Consider the following 17,834-nt stretch of genomic DNA (forward strand, 5'->3'; position numbering starts at 1 on the left):
GTCTGACTGCCGCCTACGTTCCCCGCGTTTTCCTGACCCGCTCCGCATAAATGGCCAACGTTTGTTTCAGCACGTCCAGCGTTACCGGTTTCGATAAACAGCTGTCCATTCCCGATTCCAGACAACGCTGTTTCTCTTCTGCCAAAGCGTTAGCCGTAACGCCAACCACGGGTAATGTCAGCCCTAACTGGCGAATACGCTGCGTCAGGCGATAACCATCCATATTTGGCATATTGACGTCACTCAGTACGATATCAATCGCGTTCTTGCTTATTACATTAAGCGCATCCACGCCGTCATTAGCGGTTTTACATTGATAACCCAGAGATCCCAGTTGATCGGCCAGCAAGCGACGGTTAATAGGATGATCATCTACCACCAGGATCATCATGTCATCGTTGCTGTCTGTGGCTTTATCTGCCACTGGCAACGAGGTACCTAACTCTTCGTCATCCAGCTCAACGCGATAAATACGTGCCAGCAACGCAGGTAATTCATGGGGGGTTGCCACGCTATGGACCCATTCACCCGGCGCGCGTTCAAGAGGCATCCCGATATGACGACGACAGAAAGTGATAACGGCCCTTCCCGCCCAGGGTTCTTTGATTTCATCATCAGTGATGAGCACATCCTCAGGCGCTGGAGTTTGATCCTGATAATGCACCACTTCTACACCATTACGCTGGAGACTGGTTTCGAGGAAATGACACAACGAAGCGTTACGGACTGCCAGCCAGCAACGTGTTCCTGCCAGCCCCTCAACACCTTTTTTATGCGGATACTGCGCGCCATACAATGGAATACGAATCGTAAACTGGCTGCCCATACCGGGCTCTGAGTCTACAGAAATATCGCCATCCATCATGTTAATCAATTTTTCACAGATCGCCAGCCCCAGTCCGGTGCCCTGGAAATTACGCTGCACTCCCGTCCCCACCTGGAAGAAAGGATCGAACAGGCGTACTACTTCTTTGGCTGGGATCCCGACGCCAGTATCGCGTACACGAATGGAGAGATAATCGCCGTCACGCGCTAAATGCAAAATTATGCAGCCAATATCAGTAAATTTAATGGCGTTACTCAACAAGTTAGAAATCACCTGTTGTAGACGCATCGGATCACCGTTCAGCGTGACAGGAACGTCCGGTTCAATAAAACAGTACAGCCCTAACTGTTTACGCACTACCAACGGCAAATAGTTGGCAGTGATGTGGTTCATTACTTCACGGGGTGAAAACTCCCGTGGCTCAATCTTCAACTGTTCTGATTCAATTTTCGAGAAATCGAGAATATCGCTGATGATTTTTAACAACAGACTGGAGGAGTTATTCATTGCCGTCACCAGACGATCAACCCCCTTCGGTAACTCCTTAGTTTGCAATAAATCCAGGTTGCCAATAATGCCGTACAGTGGCGTGCGTAATTCATGACTGACAGTAGCAAGGAACATAGATTTAGACTGACTCGCCTGCTCTGCTGCCTGTGCCATCTCCTGGAGTGATTCCTCCATTTTGACACGCGAGGATACATCCACCAGCACACAAATCGCTACGTTTTCATTGCGATAGCGCGAATGCACAAAGCTGATTTGTAAGTTAGTGTTGTTACTGGTCAGGACATCAACAAAGTTTACCTGTTGGCCGCAAATGATTTGTGTCAGCCGCTGGCGATCCTCATGAGTTAGCATATTGAGATAAGTATGCGCCAGTTCATTACTCAGAATATTGACACCATCAATGGTCCGCAAAATGCAGATCCCTACCGGTGCGGAAGCCACAATCTTGCGGTTAAACTGCTCATGTTCTTCCAGTCGCTGGGCATCGCTTTCTGCCGGAATAAAGATCCTCCGCTCATACATGCGTGCCAGGGTAAATAGCGCTGCCCCGACCAGTACATTGAGTAAAATCGCATTCAGGATCAATATTCTGATATGTTCCAGCACTTGATCGACGGGAACAGAGTAAACAATGCTTAATGATGAAGGAGGTAGATGCTTTTTCAACACCAGTTCACGAAAGCCAGAGGTATAACCAAACCAGGAACGCTCCTGCATCCAGCGCGGCTCAGCTTTAATTTTATTATCCGGTCCGGTCAGGGAAATCAGGGTATGGCCGTTTTCATCAAGAATGGTAACTCCCATCGGCAGACTACCAGGAGTGAAAAAATTCTCCATACGAATGGTTTGCTCAACGCCCAGAAGTGCCTGCAAACGATTTGCCAGATAGACAGGTGTTAAAGCGTAGAAGTAACCAATGCCAGGACGCGGCCCTTCGCCAATCCAGAACAGGTTATTACCGGTTTCATCCTGGGGCGCGTTGCGGTATTTCATAATCCGCTCATGCAGTGCCTCTAATGCACTGTCGCGTTCTATCGGCATATCGCGCAGACCAAAATTCGCCATGCACAAATTATCGCCGCCAATCAGAAAAACCCGGTTGAGATCGTAGGCTGCAGAAAAATTATCACGCCAGTAACGCATAAACCACGCCAGCGATTCCAGCGAACCACGCCAGACGTTACTCATTGCTGAACAGTCAGAATCTTCAAACAGCGGCTCAAAAGTTGGAACATCGACTTTGTCGTCACGACCACGCGAAGAAATCACCCCAGTCTCAGATGTAAGACGATTCTCAGCGATATATTTCAGCTCTTTCATAACATCAGAAGTACGCTGAATAAACCGCTGCGCCTGGTCCGAGCTAAGATTAAACTCCTGGCGAATTTCTGACTCCCGCTGATGCAGGGCGTTTACGATGTAAAACACCGAAGCAAAAGCGATCAGCAGCCAGATCAATAACGCCAGCGCTCTGAATAAATAGCGCGAAACTTTCAGAGTAGTGCGAAAGGAAGCAAGATATTTCAAAAGGGCGAAGCTCCGCCTCAGATAATCAATGTTGTGTGGTTAAGGTAGCGGGAAAAGTGTGTTACCGCAATGTTCTCTCTTCTCTGGAATATGATACACCGCCGAGAAATCATCACCTTAACCTCTGATAATCGTCGTTTGTCTGATAATAATCCGGATACTCTGCATGTACTCTCTGAAGTGGTTGTACCCTCGTCGTCTGCGCAACCAGCTCATCATGATGGCAATCCTGATGGTCATCATTCCGACACTCTCTATTGGTTATATCGTAGAAACTGAAGGTCGGTCAGCGGTGTTATCTGAAAAAGAGAAAAAATTAGCGGCGGTTGTGCAGTTGCTGAACGCCGCACTGGAAGATCGCTTTACGCTTTACCAACATCTGCCTCGTGAGGCACGCATCAGGGCGCTGAATCAGGAGCTGGCTCCTGTCACTGAACGTATTACCCAGGCATTTCCCGGCGTCGGAGCGGGCTATTACCACAAAGAACTGGACGCAATTATCACTTATGCTCCGTCTGCACTCTATCAAAGCAATGTGGGGATTAGTATCACTCCTGATCATCCCGGCAATATCGTCATGCATACCAATACAGCACAACTCTTTTCCGGCAGGCAAGTCCGCGGCGACATTATGAATTTCATGATCCCTATCGAACACCAGGGCATCGTGCTGGGTTATATCTGGGCAAATGAATTAACGGAAGATATTCGTCGTCAGGCATGGAAAATGGACGTGCGAATAATCATTGTCCTCTCAGCCGGGTTGCTGATTAGCTTGCTGTTGATTGTACTTTTTTCCCGGCGATTAAGCGCCAATATCGATATTATCACCGAAGGGCTGGCGACCCTGGCGCAAAATAACCCTACGCAACTACCACAGTTGCCAGGTGAACTTGGGCAAATCAGCCGTGGTGTGAATAACCTTGCAGAAGCACTTCGTGAATCAAAGACACTGAATGACCTGATTATTGAAAATGCCGCCGATGCGGTTATTGCCATTGACCGACAAGGCGATGTGATCACCATGAATCCCGCCGCAGAAGCCATCACCGGATACAAACGTCAGGAACTGGTAGGCCAGCCTTACGCTACCCTCTTTGCCAACACCCATTTTTATAGTCCGGTTCTTGATACGCTGGCGCACGGTATCGAACATATGGCGCTGGAAATCAGCTATCCCGGGCGCGACCGTACTATTGAAATCAGCGCTACCACCAGCAGAATCCATGACGGACATGGTGAAATGATTGGCGCTTTAGTGATTTTCTCCGATCTGACGGCACGTAAAGAAAGCCAACGGCGACTGGCGCAGACAGAAAGACTCGCCACCCTTGGGGAACTGATGGCGGGCGTAGCGCATGAAGTACGCAATCCTCTCACCGCCATCAGAGGTTACGTGCAAATCATTCGCCAGCAGACACCTCAGCCGGAACATCAGGAATATCTGTCAATTGTACTGAACGAGATTGATTCTATTAACAAAGTTATTCAGCAGCTTTTGGATTTTTCCCGCCCGCGTAAAAGTCAGTGGCAGCAAGTGTATCTCAATGCCCTGATCGAAGAGACGCTGATCCTTGCCCAAACCTCCGGCGTACAGGCACGGATCGACTTTATTACAGAACTTGACCCGTCACTCACAGCGATCGTGGCTGATCGGGAACTGCTCAAGCAGGTTATTCTCAATATGTTGATCAATGCCGTGCAAGCTATCACCGCACGGGGTGAAATCCGCATTCGCACATGGATGTATACAGCCAACCAGCAGGCGATCACGATTGAAGACAACGGCTGCGGCATCGATCTGTCTCTACAGAGAAAAATCTTTGATCCCTTCTTTACCACTAAAGCATCCGGCACAGGACTTGGACTTGCCTTAAGCCAACGAATTATTAATGCGCCCCAGGGCGATATTCGCGTCGCCAGCCTGCCCGGCTGCGGTGCCACATTCACCCTTATCTTACCGATTGATCCGCAGGAAAATTTGCCCTTATGAATGCCGTTTACCGAATCCTGATTGTTGACGACGAAGAGAATGTGCGTCGCATGCTATCCACCGCTTTTTCTTTGCAGGGGTATGACACTCATTGCGCCTGTAACGGCAATGAAGCATTGCCATTGTTCACCCGTGTGCAACCGGACGTGGTGCTGATGGATATCCGTATGCCGGAAATGGATGGTATCAGTGCGTTAAAAGCGATGCGTGGTCATAATCCACGCACGCCCATTGTCCTGATGACCGCGTATGCCGAAGTCGAAACGGCAGTAGAAGCCTTACGCAGTGGTGCGTTTGATTACGTCATCAAACCGTTTGATCTTGATGAACTGAACCTGGTCGTGCAGCGCGCATTGCAGTTGCAGTCAATGAAAAAAGAGATTCGCCAGCTACATCAAGCGCTAAGTGCCAGTTGGCAGTGGGGCCATATATTAACCAGTAGCCCGCTCATGAAGGCGATCTGCAAAGACACGGCAAAAATTGCCCTCTCCCAGGCCAGCGTGTTAGTCAGTGGCGAAAGCGGTACGGGTAAGGAGCTGATTGCCCGGGCGATCCATTACAACTCCCGCCGCGCCAATGGGCCATTTATTAAAATTAACTGTGCCGCGCTACCAGAATCTCTGCTGGAAAGCGAACTTTTTGGTCATGAAAAAGGTGCATTTACCGGTGCACAGACCCTGCGCCAGGGACTGTTTGAGCGTGCCGACAGCGGCACATTATTCCTTGATGAAATTGGTGAAATGCCGTTGGTATTGCAGGCTAAATTGTTGCGTATTTTGCAGGAGAGGGAATTTGAACGCATTGGCGGCCATCAAACCATCAAAGTCGATATTCGCATCATTGCCGCTACCAATCGCAACCTGGACGCCATGGTAAAAGAAGGAACTTTCCGTAAAGATCTCTTTTATCGACTCAACGTGATTCATTTAATGTTGCCGCCACTTCGCGAGAGACGAGAAGACATTTCCCTGTTAGCCAACCATTTTTTGCAAAAATTCAGTAGCGAAAACCAACGCGATATTATCGAAATCGACCCCAGCGCAATGTCACTGCTTACCGCCTGGTCTTGGCCTGGCAATATCCGTGAGCTTTCTAACGTCATTGAGCGCGCGGTGGTAATGAATTCGGGGCCGGTGATTTTTGCAGAAGATCTACCACCACAATTTCGCCAGCCTGTATGTATGAATCACGATGTGAAAAGCACGCCACCGGGAGAGCGCAATCTCAAAGAAGAAATTAAGCGCGAAGAGAAACGGATCATTATTGAAGTGCTGGAGCAACAGGAAGGAAACCGTACTCGCACCGCGCTGATGCTCGGTATCAGTCGCCGTGCCTTAATGTATAAACTGCAAGAATACGGCATTGATCCAGCCGGTGCGTAAGACAAAAACTGCTATGCAGAAATTTGCACAGTGCGCAAAATCCTGCATAGCAGTGCAATATTCCCCTCACCACCATCCTCCTTTTTATTTCAATTTTTTCAATCTATTAGAAATTATTTTCGCATAATTTCATTCTGGCACTCCCCTTGCTATGCCTTCTGTGTACCCACAACGGTGTATTCAAGAGGGATAAAAAATGAAAACAAAATTGATGAGCATAGAGGACGCCGCCAGCTTCTTTCGTGATGGCATGACCATTATGGTTGGCGGTTTTATGGGAATTGGCACGCCTCCCCGCCTCGTTGAGGCATTACTGGAATCCGGTGTCAGGGATCTGACATTAATCGCCAATGACACGGCATTTATTGATACTGGTACTGGCCCGCTGATCGTCAACGGTCGGGTCAGCAAAGTGATTGCTTCACATATCGGCACCAACCCGGAAACCGGACGGCGCATGATTTCTGGCGAAATGGAGGTCGTTCTCGTACCGCAAGGTACATTGATTGAGCAAATTCGCTGTGGCGGTGCCGGACTTGGTGGTTTTCTCACACCAACCGGTGTCGGCACCGTCGTCGAAGAAGGCAAACAAACGCTCACCCTCGATGGCAAAACCTGGCTGCTCGAACGCCCGCTGCGGGCAGACCTGGCGTTGATCCGCGCCCACCGTTGCGACGCACTCGGAAATCTCACTTACCAACTCAGCGCCCGCAACTTTAATCCCCTGATTGCTCTCGCAGCAGACATCACGCTGGTGGAACCCGACGAACTGGTCGACACGGGAGAATTGCAACCTGACCACATAGTCACCCCCGGTGCCGTTATCGACCACATCATCATCCCACAGGAGAGTAAATAATGGACGCGAAACAACGTATTGCGCGCCGCGTGGCGCAGGAACTTTGTGATGGTGACATCGTTAACTTAGGGATCGGTTTACCCACAATGGTCGCCAACCATTTGCCGGAGGGTATTCATATCACTCTGCAATCGGAAAACGGCTTCCTCGGTTTAGGCCCGGTCACGAAAGCGCATCCAGATTTGGTTAACGCGGGCGGACAACCGTGTGGCGTTTTACCCGGCGCAGCGATGTTCGACAGCGCCATGTCATTTGCGCTGATTCGTGGTGGTCATATTGATGCCTGTGTACTCGGTGGCTTACAGGTCGATGAACAAGGCAATCTCGCCAACTGGGTCGTGCCCGGAAAAATGGTGCCTGGTATGGGTGGTGCGATGGATCTGGTGACCGGGTCGCGCAAAGTGATCATTGCCATGGAACATTGCGCCAAAGATGGTTCAGCAAAAATTTTACGTCAATGCACCATGCCGCTAACCGCGCTTCATGCAGTTCATATGCTGGTGACAGAACTGGCGGTGTTCCGCTTTATCGATGGCAAGATGTGGCTCACTGAAATTGCCGAAGGTTGTGATTTAGAAACTGTGCGTGCCAAAACTGAAGCACAGTTCGCCGTCGCTGATGATCTTCTGCTCCCACAGGGGGCGCTATGATCGGTCGCATATCGCGTTTTATGACGCGCTTTGTCAGTCGCTGGCTTCCCGATCCCCTGATCTTCGCCATGCTACTGACATTAATCACCTTTGCCGTAGCCCTCTGGTTAACGCCACAAACCCCTCTCAGCATGGTGAAACTATGGGGTGACGGCTTCTGGAATCTGCTGGCATTCGGGATGCAGATGGCGCTAATCATCGTGACCGGACATGCACTCGCCAGTTCTGGCCCGGTGAAAAGTTTGTTACGTAGTGCGGCGTCAGCAGCAAAAACGCCAACCCAGGGGGTCATGCTGGTCACCTTTTTTGGTTCCGTCGCCTGCGTAATCAACTGGGGATTCGGTCTGGTGGTTGGCGCAATGTTTGCCCGCGAAGTTGCACGTCGGGTACCTGGCTCCGACTATCCGTTGTTGATCGCTTGCGCCTATATCGGCTTTCTCACCTGGGGCGGTGGTTTTTCCGGCTCAATGCCGCTACTGGCAGCAACACCGGGGAATCCCGTTGAGCATGTCGCTGGGTTAATTCCGGTCAGCGATACCCTGTTTACTGGCTACAACATCTTTATCACCCTGGCCCTGATTGTGGTGATGCCGTTTATCACCCGCATGATGACGCCTAAGCCTTCCGACGTGGTGAGTATCGATCCGAAGCTGTTGTTGGAAGAAGCGGATTTCCAGAAGAAGCTCCCTGCAGACGCCCCACCTTCAGAGAAACTGGAAGAAAGTCGCATCCTGGCGTTGATTATTGGTGCTCTGGGTATTGCTTATCTGGTGCTGTACTTCTCCGGGAAGGGATTCAACATCACCATCAACACCGTCAACCTGATGTTTATGATTGCCGGTCTGTTGTTGCATAAAACGCCGATGGCCTATATGCGGGCGGTAAGTGCGGCTGCGCGCAGTACCGCCGGGATTCTGGTGCAATTCCCCTTCTATGCCGGGATCCAGTTAATGATGGAACACTCTGGCCTCGGTGGCCTGATCACCGAATTTTTCATCAATGTCGCCAACAAAGATACCTTCCCGCTGATGACCTTTTTTAGCTCTGCGCTAATTAACTTCGCCGTGCCTTCTGGCGGTGGACACTGGGTTATTCAGGGACCATTCGTCCTTCCTGCTGCGCAGGCGTTAGGGGCCGATCTGGGTAAATCAGTAATGGCGATAGCTTACGGTGAACAGTGGATGAATATGGCACAACCGTTCTGGGCGCTGCCTGCACTGGCAATCGCTGGACTCGGTGTCCGCGACATCATGGGCTATTGCATTACTGCCCTGCTCTTCTCCGGTGTCATTTTCATTATTGGTTTAACGCTGTTCTGACGGCAACTTTATAAAAGGAAGAAAAATGAAAAATTGTGTCATCGTCAGTGCGGTACGTACTGCCATCGGTAGTTTTAATGGTTCACTCGCCTCCACCAGCGCCATCGATCTGGGAGCAACAGTAATTCAGGCCGCTATTGAACGCGCAAAAATCGATTCACAACATATCGATGAAGTGATTATGGGTAACGTGTTGCAAGCCGGGCTGGGGCAAAATCCGGCGCGTCAGGCACTGTTAAAAAGCGGACTGGCCGAAACGGTGTGCGGATTCACGGTCAATAAGGTGTGTGGTTCGGGTCTGAAAAGCGTGGCGCTTGCCGCCCAGGCAATTCAGGCAGGTCAGGCGCAGAGCATTGTGGCGGGGGGTATGGAAAATATGAGTTTAGCGCCCTACTTACTCGATGCAAAAGCGCGATCGGGTTATCGTCTGGGAGACGGACAGGTTTATGACGTAATCCTGCGCGATGGCCTGATGTGCGCCACCCATGGTTATCATATGGGAATTACCGCCGAAAACGTGGCTAAAGAGTATGGGATCACCCGTGAAATGCAGGATGAAATGGCGCTACATTCACAGCGTAAAGCGGTTGCCGCAATTGAGTCCGGTGCTTTTACAGCCGAAATCGTCCCGGTAAATGTTGTCACCCGGAAGAAAACCCTCGTCTTCAGTCAAGACGAATTCCCGAAAGCGGATTCTACGGCTGAATCATTAGGCGCATTGCGCCCGGCCTTCGATAAAGCCGGAACTGTCACCGCCGGGAACGCGTCTGGCATTAACGACGGTGCTGCCGCACTGGTGATTATGGAAGAATCTGCGGCACTGGCAGCAGGCCTTACCCCACTGGCACGCATTAAAAGTTATGCCAGCGGCGGCGTGGCTCCCTCAATGATGGGGTTGGGGCCAGTACCTGCCACGCAAAAAGCGTTACAACTGGCGGGGCTGCAACTGGCAGACATTGATCTTATCGAAGCCAATGAAGCATTTGCCGCGCAGTTCCTTGCTGTAGGGGAAACGCTGGGCTTTGATCCTGAGAAAGTGAATGTCAACGGTGGGGCCATCGCGCTGGGGCATCCTATCGGCGCCAGCGGTGCGCGTATTCTGGTCACACTATTACATGCAATGCAGGCACGCGATAAAACGCTGGGTCTGGCAACGTTGTGCATTGGCGGCGGTCAAGGAATTGCGATGGTGATTGAACGATTGAATTAACAAATCAGAACCACTCGCATGGCGGGTGGTTATCTGTTTCAGCCACGATGCGCCAGAAACAGACTAAGTCAGAAAAGTAAAGGGCCGAATTTTCGGCCCTTTTAACTTGATTACTCGTCAGCGTCATCTGCGACATCATCGTCGCTTTCCACTTCCGGAGCGATTTCATCGTCTCCTTCCGCGGCACTGCCATCGATGGTGTCCAGATCTTCCTCGTCAACCGGTTCAGCAACACGTTGCAGACCCACTACGTTTTCATCTTCCGCAGTACGGATGAGGATCACGCCCTGGGTGTTACGGCCCACGATGCTGATTTCCGACACGCGAGTACGCACCAGCGTACCGGCATCGGTGATCATCATGATCTGGTCGCAGTCATCTACCTGCACCGCGCCAACCACTAAACCGTTACGTTCGGTAACCTTGATGGAGATAACCCCTTTCGTCGCACGCGACTTAGTCGGGTATTCCGCTACCGCAGTACGTTTACCGTAACCGTTTTGCGTTGCGGTGAGGATTGCGCCATCGCCACGAGGCACGATCAGAGAGACGACTTTATCGCCTTCACCTAAGCGAATACCGCGAACACCGGTGGTGTTGCAGCCCATCGCACGGACAGAAGACTCTTTAAAGCGCACCACTTTACCTTCAGCGGAGAACAGCATTACTTCATCTTCGCCACTGGTCAGGTCAACGCCGATCAGCTCATCGCCGTCAACCAGTTTGATCGCCACTTTACCAGCGGTACGCAGACGGTTGAACTCGGTGAGGACGGTTTTCTTCACAGTACCGTTAGCGGTCGCCATGAAGACTTTCACACCTTCTTCAAACTCAGTCACCGGCAGGATCGCGGTGATACGTTCGTCCTGTTCCAGCGGCAGCAGGTTGACGATCGGACGACCACGCGCGCCACGAGTCGCTTCCGGTAACTGGTAGACTTTCATCGAATAGACGCGACCACGGCTGGAGAAGCACAGGATATGATCGTGAGTATTCGCCACCAGCAGTCGGTCGATAAAGTCTTCTTCTTTAATACGTGCGGCAGATTTACCTTTCCCGCCACGACGCTGCGCTTCGTATTCAGAAAGCGGCTGGTACTTAACGTAGCCCTGGTGAGAGAGCGTCACTACCACATCTTCCTGAGTAATCAGATCTTCCAGGTTGATGTCTGCGCTGTTGGCGGTGATTTCAGTACGACGTTTGTCACCGAACTGTTCACGAACCAGCTCCAGCTCTTCGCGGATCACTTCCATCAGACGATCGGCGCTACCAAGAATACGCAACAGTTCCGCGATCTGATCCAGCAGCTCTTTGTATTCATCGAGCAGTTTTTCGTGCTCAAGGCCGGTCAGTTTCTGCAGACGCAGATCCAGAATCGCCTGGGCTTGCTGTTCGGTCAGGTAGTACAGACCATCACGCACGCCGAACTCTGGCTCCAGCCATTCCGGACGCGCAGCATCGTCGCCCGCACGTTCGAGCATCGCGGCAACGTTGCCCAGCTGCCAAGGATTAGCAACCAGCGCAGTTTTCGCTTCTGCAGGCGTCGGCGCATGGCGGATCAGTTCGATGATCGGGTCGATGTTCGCCAGCGCCACGGCTAATGCTTCAAGAATATGAGCACGATCGCGAGCTTTACGCAGTTCGAAAATAGTACGACGGGTCACCACTTCACGGCGGTGACGAACAAACGCCGCGATGATGTCTTTCAGGTTCATGATCTTCGGCTGACCATGGTGCAATGCCACCATGTTGATACCGAAAGAAACCTGCAACTGGGTCTGGGAGTAGAGGTTGTTAAGCACAACTTCACCGACCGCGTCGCGTTTCACTTCAATCACGATGCGCATACCGTCTTTGTCAGACTCGTCACGCAGCGCGCTGATGCCTTCCACGCGTTTTTCTTTTACCAGTTCCGCAATCTTCTCGATCAGGCGCGCTTTGTTTACCTGATACGGAATTTCGTGGACGATAATGGTTTCACGTCCGGTTTTGGCGTCAACTTCCACTTCGGCACGGGCGCGGATATACACCTTGCCGCGACCGGTACGGTAGGCTTCTTCAATACCGCGACGACCGTTAATGATTGCCGCCGTCGGGAAGTCCGGCCCCGGGATGTGTTCCATCAGCCCTTCAATGCTGATGTCTTCATCATCGATATACGCCAGACAACCGTTGATGACTTCCGTCAGGTTGTGTGGCGGGATGTTGGTTGCCATACCTACGGCGATACCGGAAGAACCGTTCACCAGCAGGTTAGGAATTTTGGTCGGCATGACGTCCGGAATTTTTTCCGTGCCGTCATAGTTATCAACGAAATCGACCGTCTCTTTTTCGAGATCGGCCATCAGTTCATGGGCAATTTTCGCCAGACGGATTTCCGTATAACGCATTGCCGCCGCAGAGTCGCCGTCGATGGAACCGAAGTTACCCTGACCGTCTACCAGCATGTAACGCAGCGAGAATGGCTGCGCCATACGGACGATCGTGTCATAAACCGCCGAGTCACCATGGGGATGGTATTTACCGATTACGTCACCAACGACACGGGCAGATTTTTTATAGGCTTTGTTCCAGTCATTGCCTAGTACGTTCATGGCGTAAAGTACGCGACGGTGTACCGGCTTCAGGCCATCTCGGACATCCGGCAGCGCACGGCCAACAATGACCGACATCGCATAATCCAGATAGGAGCTCTTCAGCTCTTCCTCAATGTTGACCGGTGTAATTTCTCTCGCAAGGTCGCTCATCTAACCGCTATCCCTCTACTGTATCCCGGATTCAAAGGTCGCAAATTATAACACAGCCGCGCTGATTGAGGTAAACCTATACGCTTTATTCACATCCAATGCCTGATATACTCGTTTGTCTTGCCAATTACGGAGTAGAAGTGCCAATGAATGCCGAAAAATCGCCGGTAACCCCTAACGTAGACCACGAAGAGATCGCTAAATTTGAAGCCGTCGCCTCCCGCTGGTGGGATCTGGAAGGTGAATTCAAACCGCTGCACCGCATTAACCCGCTGCGTCTGGGCTATATTGCCGAGCGTGCTGGCGGTTTATTTGGCAAAAAGGTACTCGATGTCGGTTGTGGCGGCGGCATTCTGGCCGAGAGTATGGCGCGCGAAGGCGCGACGGTGACCGGTCTGGATATGGGCTTTGAGCCATTACAGGTGGCAAAGCTGCACGCACTGGAAAGTGGCATTCAGGTGAATTACGTGCAGGAAACCGTGGAAGAGCACGCGGCAAAACATGCCGGGCAGTATGACGTGGTGACCTGCATGGAGATGCTGGAGCACGTTCCCGATCCGCAGTCAGTGGTCAGAGCCTGTGCGCAACTGGTGAAACCGGGCGGCGATGTCTTTTTCTCGACGCTCAACCGCAACGGCAAGTCGTGGCTGATGGCGGTGGTCGGTGCTGAATATATTTTGCGCATGGTGCCTAAAGGTACGCATGATGTGAAGAAGTTTATTAAACCGGCAGAACTGCTGGGCTGGGTGGATCAGACCAGTCTTAAAGAACGACATATGACCGGGCTGCATTACAACCCGATCACTAATACTTTTAAGCTCGGCCCCGGCGTCGATGTGAACTATATGCTGCACACGCAGAATAAGTGAGGTTGTTGTTTGGATTCATCCGGCAACCGTGCCAATGCCTGATGCGACGCTTGCCGCGTCTTATCAGGCCTACAAATGCTCCCGTAGGCCAGATAAGGCGTTTACGCCGCATCCGGCAATAGTGCCGGTCAGACAGCGATTACCATTTCACCGTCATCGACAAAAACCCTGCCGTCTGGGCAAAATCATCACTCCCTTTCTGCCACACCACGCTGCCACGCAGGGAAACTCGCTGACTGATATTGCCTGTTATCCCCACTTTTATTTCACCCCGTTGCTTCGCCGCATCGTCACTGATAGTGCTGCCATCTTCTTCAATTCCCGCCGAATGGGGATCGTGATAATAATTCAGATCCAGGGTTGGCGTGATATGAACAGCGGTACGCCATTCGCTGTGTAACCCCAGCCGTGTCTGAAGATCATCGCCCTGCGATTGCGATACCCGCGCATGGTTAGCAGCGGTGAAATCATCCTGCTGCACGCCCTGATAAATCACCTGCGCCTGCGGTTCAATCACCACACCACGCCCCGGTAACCATTGATACCCGGCTTCCAGAGAGGCGATAACCCCCGACGAATGGTAATGATCCGCACCATCACCTTGTTCAGAAACATCATTGCTAAACCAGGCGTACTGCAACCAGCTATCCAGCCAGGCTCCCTGCTTCTGGCTACCGTGCTGAAACCAGCTTGAGGTCAGCCCAACGGCATAACCGTGGTTCTGGTTATCAGCGCGAGTTCCGGTCATGTTTGATCGACTGTCACCCTGGTTATCGCTGTAGCCGCCCACGGCCCCTAGCATCCACTGGCCATCATCGCCCCAGTATCCGCTTAACAAGTTGCCGCTAAGCTGTACCGTAGAAGTGTCTTCATGCTGGGCCAACTGCCCTGCCGCCGTGTAATGATAATCTCCGCCGATAACACGTAAATTCAGCGTCTGACCATCGCCACCAGCGTGATCGCGTCGCTCCATCACAAATGCCTGATTTGCCGCACGTAGGTTATTGAGATAGCCACCAACTTTGGCGTTCAGCACCGGCTGGTAGGCAGGCGTAGGGGCTGGAGCCGGGTCGGGTGTTGGATCAGGAACCGGCGTGGGATCAGGATCTGGAGTCGGGTCCGGATCGGGCGGCGGCGTCGGAGTGACTTCTTGTGATCGCAGATACCAGTCGTTGTTATCTTCCACCAGCGTGTAGTCATACGCTCCCATATTGACGTAGCCGCTGCCCGCAAGACTAAACTGCGCATTGTTTTGAAATTGCGTCGGATCAGCAGTGAAATCAACCACTTTAATACCCGTAGATGTCGGTTCACCAATGCCAGTAATGGGGTTAACCACCACGGTCGTGTTACCCGAGGTATTGCCGTTCAACACCAGTTGGTCGCTTGCCGAGTCATCGCCGTTTAATTCGCTGTCGAGAAACAACGTACCGCCACCGGTGTAATCACCGTTTACCGTGAGCGTGTCGCCAGCGACGCCATTTTGCAGACTGACAGCACCGGAAGTATTAGTTAGATCACCATTGACCGTCACGTCTGAAAGATAAGTCAGGCTGTCAGTTTCAAGGTTGGTATTAAGCTCGCCTGTCAGCGTCACGCCATCGGTGGCATTCACCAACGTACCGTCGCCGCTAAACAGCGAGGCATCCAGCGCCTGGTTCGTATCCTGCTGCGTCAATCGCAACACAGTACCATCGGTTATGTCGATATCACCGCCAGAGGTGGCATCGATTGAACGAATATCCTGATTTTGCCCGGTTTCAAAAACACCGTCTTCCCCCACCCACAGTGAAGAAACATAAGGAATAATATTCTCCGCTTCACCTTTTAGCGTTCCGTCCTCCACACGTACCGCAGACGTCGCAGTGCCGCTGGCGGTCAACTCCAGCGTCCCGCCGCCACTTTTAGTCAACGTGCTTACGCTATCCAGTTGTTGCCCGGTACTATCCGCCATCAACCCGCCCCATTGCGTATCTACGCCATCCTCAACGTGTATTTCGCCATCAGCGCGCATTTCAATATTCCTGCCCTGACCTGTTGTAGCCGAGCGAGTGTCAACATCAGTCGTCACATCCATTTCACTGTGTTGTTGGGGATCTGTGAAGATCACTGAACGGTTGTAACTTGTGTCCCCCAATTGCGAATTATCGCTGACTTCAAGCGTACCGGAGGCGATTTGCGTATTACCGAGATAACCGTTGTTATTCGCCAGCGTTACGCGCTGATCCCCCGCATTAATGACGACATAAACGCCATTCTGGCTGGCATCACTGCCGCCAATATGTAAATCATCGCCACTGCTGATATCAACGACATCATTACTGCCAATCACTGTCCCCCCACTGCCGCTGATTTGCAGACCGTCATTGTATGAGCTATCGCCATCCCAGGTGGTGAAATCAGAGAGATCCAATACTCCGCCATTTAGCACGATCGATTGCGGATCGCTCTGCATTGCCCGTAAATCGGCCTGATTCCCCGCCAGCGACAATACGGCGTTATCTTCCACCACAATATCGCCGGTTAATGCCATCGACTGCGCCCCTGTCAGGAGATAGCTGCCATCTTGCGCTACCGTCAACTGTCCTTCACCCTGAATCGAGCCGGAAAAACCGCCCTGGTTTACGGTAACATTGCCGCCTGCGTCGATATTCAAAATGCCATTAGCAAAACCGGTTAATGAGTGCACAAACGTTTGTTGTGTATTGCCAACATTCAGTTCTGCCTGATACTCAGAATGAACAGTGCTGCCGACCATCAGACCAAAGCAATCCTGCGGATCGCTCTGACAGTGCGTGTCGCCGACATTCATTAACTCATCGCTGCGCCCCAGCGTCACCTCGCCATTCTGGATACTCATCTCGCCGGTAAACGCATTATTGTCGGCATTGAGGACTAACTCTCCCGCTCCCTCTTTCACGATGACTCCCGTTCCGGCAAGAGAATCAATCGCGCCATCGTTGCTGGTATTGCCTATTACCAGCGTTTTATCGGCGGCAATGTTAAATTCAGCCACACTATGACCAATATACATAAAGCCCCCCGCCGCTGCCGTCGCCGAATGGTCATATCCCGAGGCGCTGTTATTTTCATCAATCATCACACCATTGTTTTGGTCATAATTATCATCAACAGAAATATCAATAAGATACGGGGATGTGGTGCTGCTGGTATAAATTGCTCCGCCATAACCTTCTGCATAGTTATTGGTAAAGGAGGTATTATTAATTATCGTTTTTCCTGAAAGATGTGTGTTATCCGTACTATTATCCGTAACATCAATGGCACCGCCGTCCCCATCACTATAGCTGGTTGATGTATATGCCTGATTATTATCAAAAATGACATCACTTAAATAAATATCATTATTGATAGAATAAATAGCGCCACCTTTACCATCATTGGCGATATTATTCGCAAATATTGCATTAGTGATATTTAAATCCATATCACCGGCATCGTTTGTTCCCGCAGAATAGATTGCTCTGCCATAGCCTCCTGCAACGTTACTGTCGAAAATAACATTCGCAAGATTTATCGTTGAGTTTTCTTTAGCAAAGATAGCTCCGCCATTATTATATTCGCCACTAATCGAGTTATTAGCAAACAGGGTCATCCCTGTTTCATTTTGTGGTGATATCGTAAATTCAGCACTTTGCTGCAAAAATACTGCACCACCGCTGGCATTATTGGCCATACCCGAAAAAATCAACCATTGCCCATCCGCGATGCTCCAGTCCTGCATATTGCCCGAAAGGCTTTGCCTGCTGGCCTGACAGCTCGCTTTGATATCATATCCCTGGCATGAATCAATAACCGCTGCGATACCATTAGTGGAGAAGAGAGACGCAATCATTGACGGGAGTAAAGATAAATACTCCTTACGTAGAAAAATAATCCGCATATTACCCTAACCATCCTTTTCTATGAGAAGGCGTATTT

At 51.2% G+C, this 17,834-nt stretch carries 10 protein-coding genes; 7 read left to right on the top strand and 3 right to left on the bottom strand.

The features are described 5' to 3' along the window. Positions 1 to 13 precede the first annotated feature (13 nt). Positions 14 to 2,863 carry a two-component system sensor histidine kinase RcsC gene (gene rcsC, locus K0335_RS18335; protein ID WP_046082658.1) on the bottom strand — a complete coding sequence of 950 codons (2,850 nt, stop codon included), beginning with the start codon at positions 2,861 to 2,863 and terminating at the stop codon, positions 14 to 16. Between the two features lie 166 nt (positions 2,864 to 3,029). Between rcsC and atoS the strand changes: the two genes are divergently transcribed. The 6 genes from atoS (at position 3,030) to atoB (ending at position 10,276) form a co-directional block, all read left to right on the top strand. Then, entirely contained in the window at positions 3,030 to 4,856 is a 1,827-nt protein-coding gene (gene atoS, locus K0335_RS18340; RefSeq protein WP_219393994.1) for a two-component system sensor histidine kinase AtoS, read from the top strand. Then, positions 4,853 to 6,238: an acetoacetate metabolism transcriptional regulator AtoC gene (atoC, locus tag K0335_RS18345; protein WP_104919504.1), complete on the top strand. Its 1,386-nt coding sequence runs from the start codon at positions 4,853 to 4,855 to the stop codon at positions 6,236 to 6,238. The genes atoS and atoC overlap by 4 nt, the downstream gene beginning before the upstream one ends. 196 nt (positions 6,239 to 6,434) lie before the next feature. Beyond that, positions 6,435 to 7,097 (top strand): acetate CoA-transferase subunit alpha, encoded by a 663-nt coding sequence (atoD, locus tag K0335_RS18350; protein WP_000850521.1) that lies wholly within the window; start codon positions 6,435 to 6,437, stop codon positions 7,095 to 7,097. Beyond that, positions 7,097 to 7,747, top strand: a complete 651-nt coding sequence (locus tag K0335_RS18355) for a 3-oxoacid CoA-transferase subunit B (RefSeq protein WP_000339047.1) — start codon at positions 7,097 to 7,099, stop codon at positions 7,745 to 7,747. The genes atoD and K0335_RS18355 overlap by 1 nt, the downstream gene beginning before the upstream one ends. Then, positions 7,744 to 9,066: a TIGR00366 family protein gene (locus K0335_RS18360; RefSeq protein WP_000580265.1), complete on the top strand. Its 1,323-nt coding sequence runs from the start codon at positions 7,744 to 7,746 to the stop codon at positions 9,064 to 9,066. Before K0335_RS18355 ends, K0335_RS18360 begins: the two co-directional genes overlap by 4 nt. 25 nt (positions 9,067 to 9,091) lie before the next feature. Then, positions 9,092 to 10,276 (top strand): acetyl-CoA acetyltransferase, encoded by a 1,185-nt coding sequence (gene atoB / locus K0335_RS18365; RefSeq protein WP_000786556.1) that lies wholly within the window; start codon positions 9,092 to 9,094, stop codon positions 10,274 to 10,276. 110 nt (positions 10,277 to 10,386) lie between these two features. Here the strand turns inward: atoB and gyrA are convergent, their stop codons facing one another. Then, complete coding sequence (gyrA, locus tag K0335_RS18370; RefSeq protein ID WP_001281243.1) at positions 10,387 to 13,023, bottom strand: DNA topoisomerase (ATP-hydrolyzing) subunit A; 2,637 nt, start codon at positions 13,021 to 13,023, stop codon at positions 10,387 to 10,389. Between the two features lie 146 nt (positions 13,024 to 13,169). On the opposite strand from gyrA, the gene ubiG reads away from it, so the two are divergent. Next, positions 13,170 to 13,892, top strand: coding sequence for a bifunctional 2-polyprenyl-6-hydroxyphenol methylase/3-demethylubiquinol 3-O-methyltransferase UbiG (gene ubiG, locus K0335_RS18375; protein WP_000990786.1), 723 nt, complete (start codon positions 13,170 to 13,172; stop codon positions 13,890 to 13,892). 139 nt (positions 13,893 to 14,031) lie between these two features. Here the strand turns inward: ubiG and yfaL are convergent, their stop codons facing one another. Further along, on the bottom strand, positions 14,032 to 17,796 hold the full coding sequence (gene yfaL, locus K0335_RS18380) for an AIDA-I family autotransporter adhesin YfaL/EhaC (protein WP_219393996.1): 3,765 nt from the start codon (positions 17,794 to 17,796) through the stop codon (positions 14,032 to 14,034). Between the last annotated feature and the right edge of the window lie 38 nt (positions 17,797 to 17,834).

This window comes from Escherichia sp. GZ89, from assembly GCF_019366485.1.
Lineage (GTDB): Bacteria > Pseudomonadota > Gammaproteobacteria > Enterobacterales > Enterobacteriaceae > Escherichia > Escherichia fergusonii.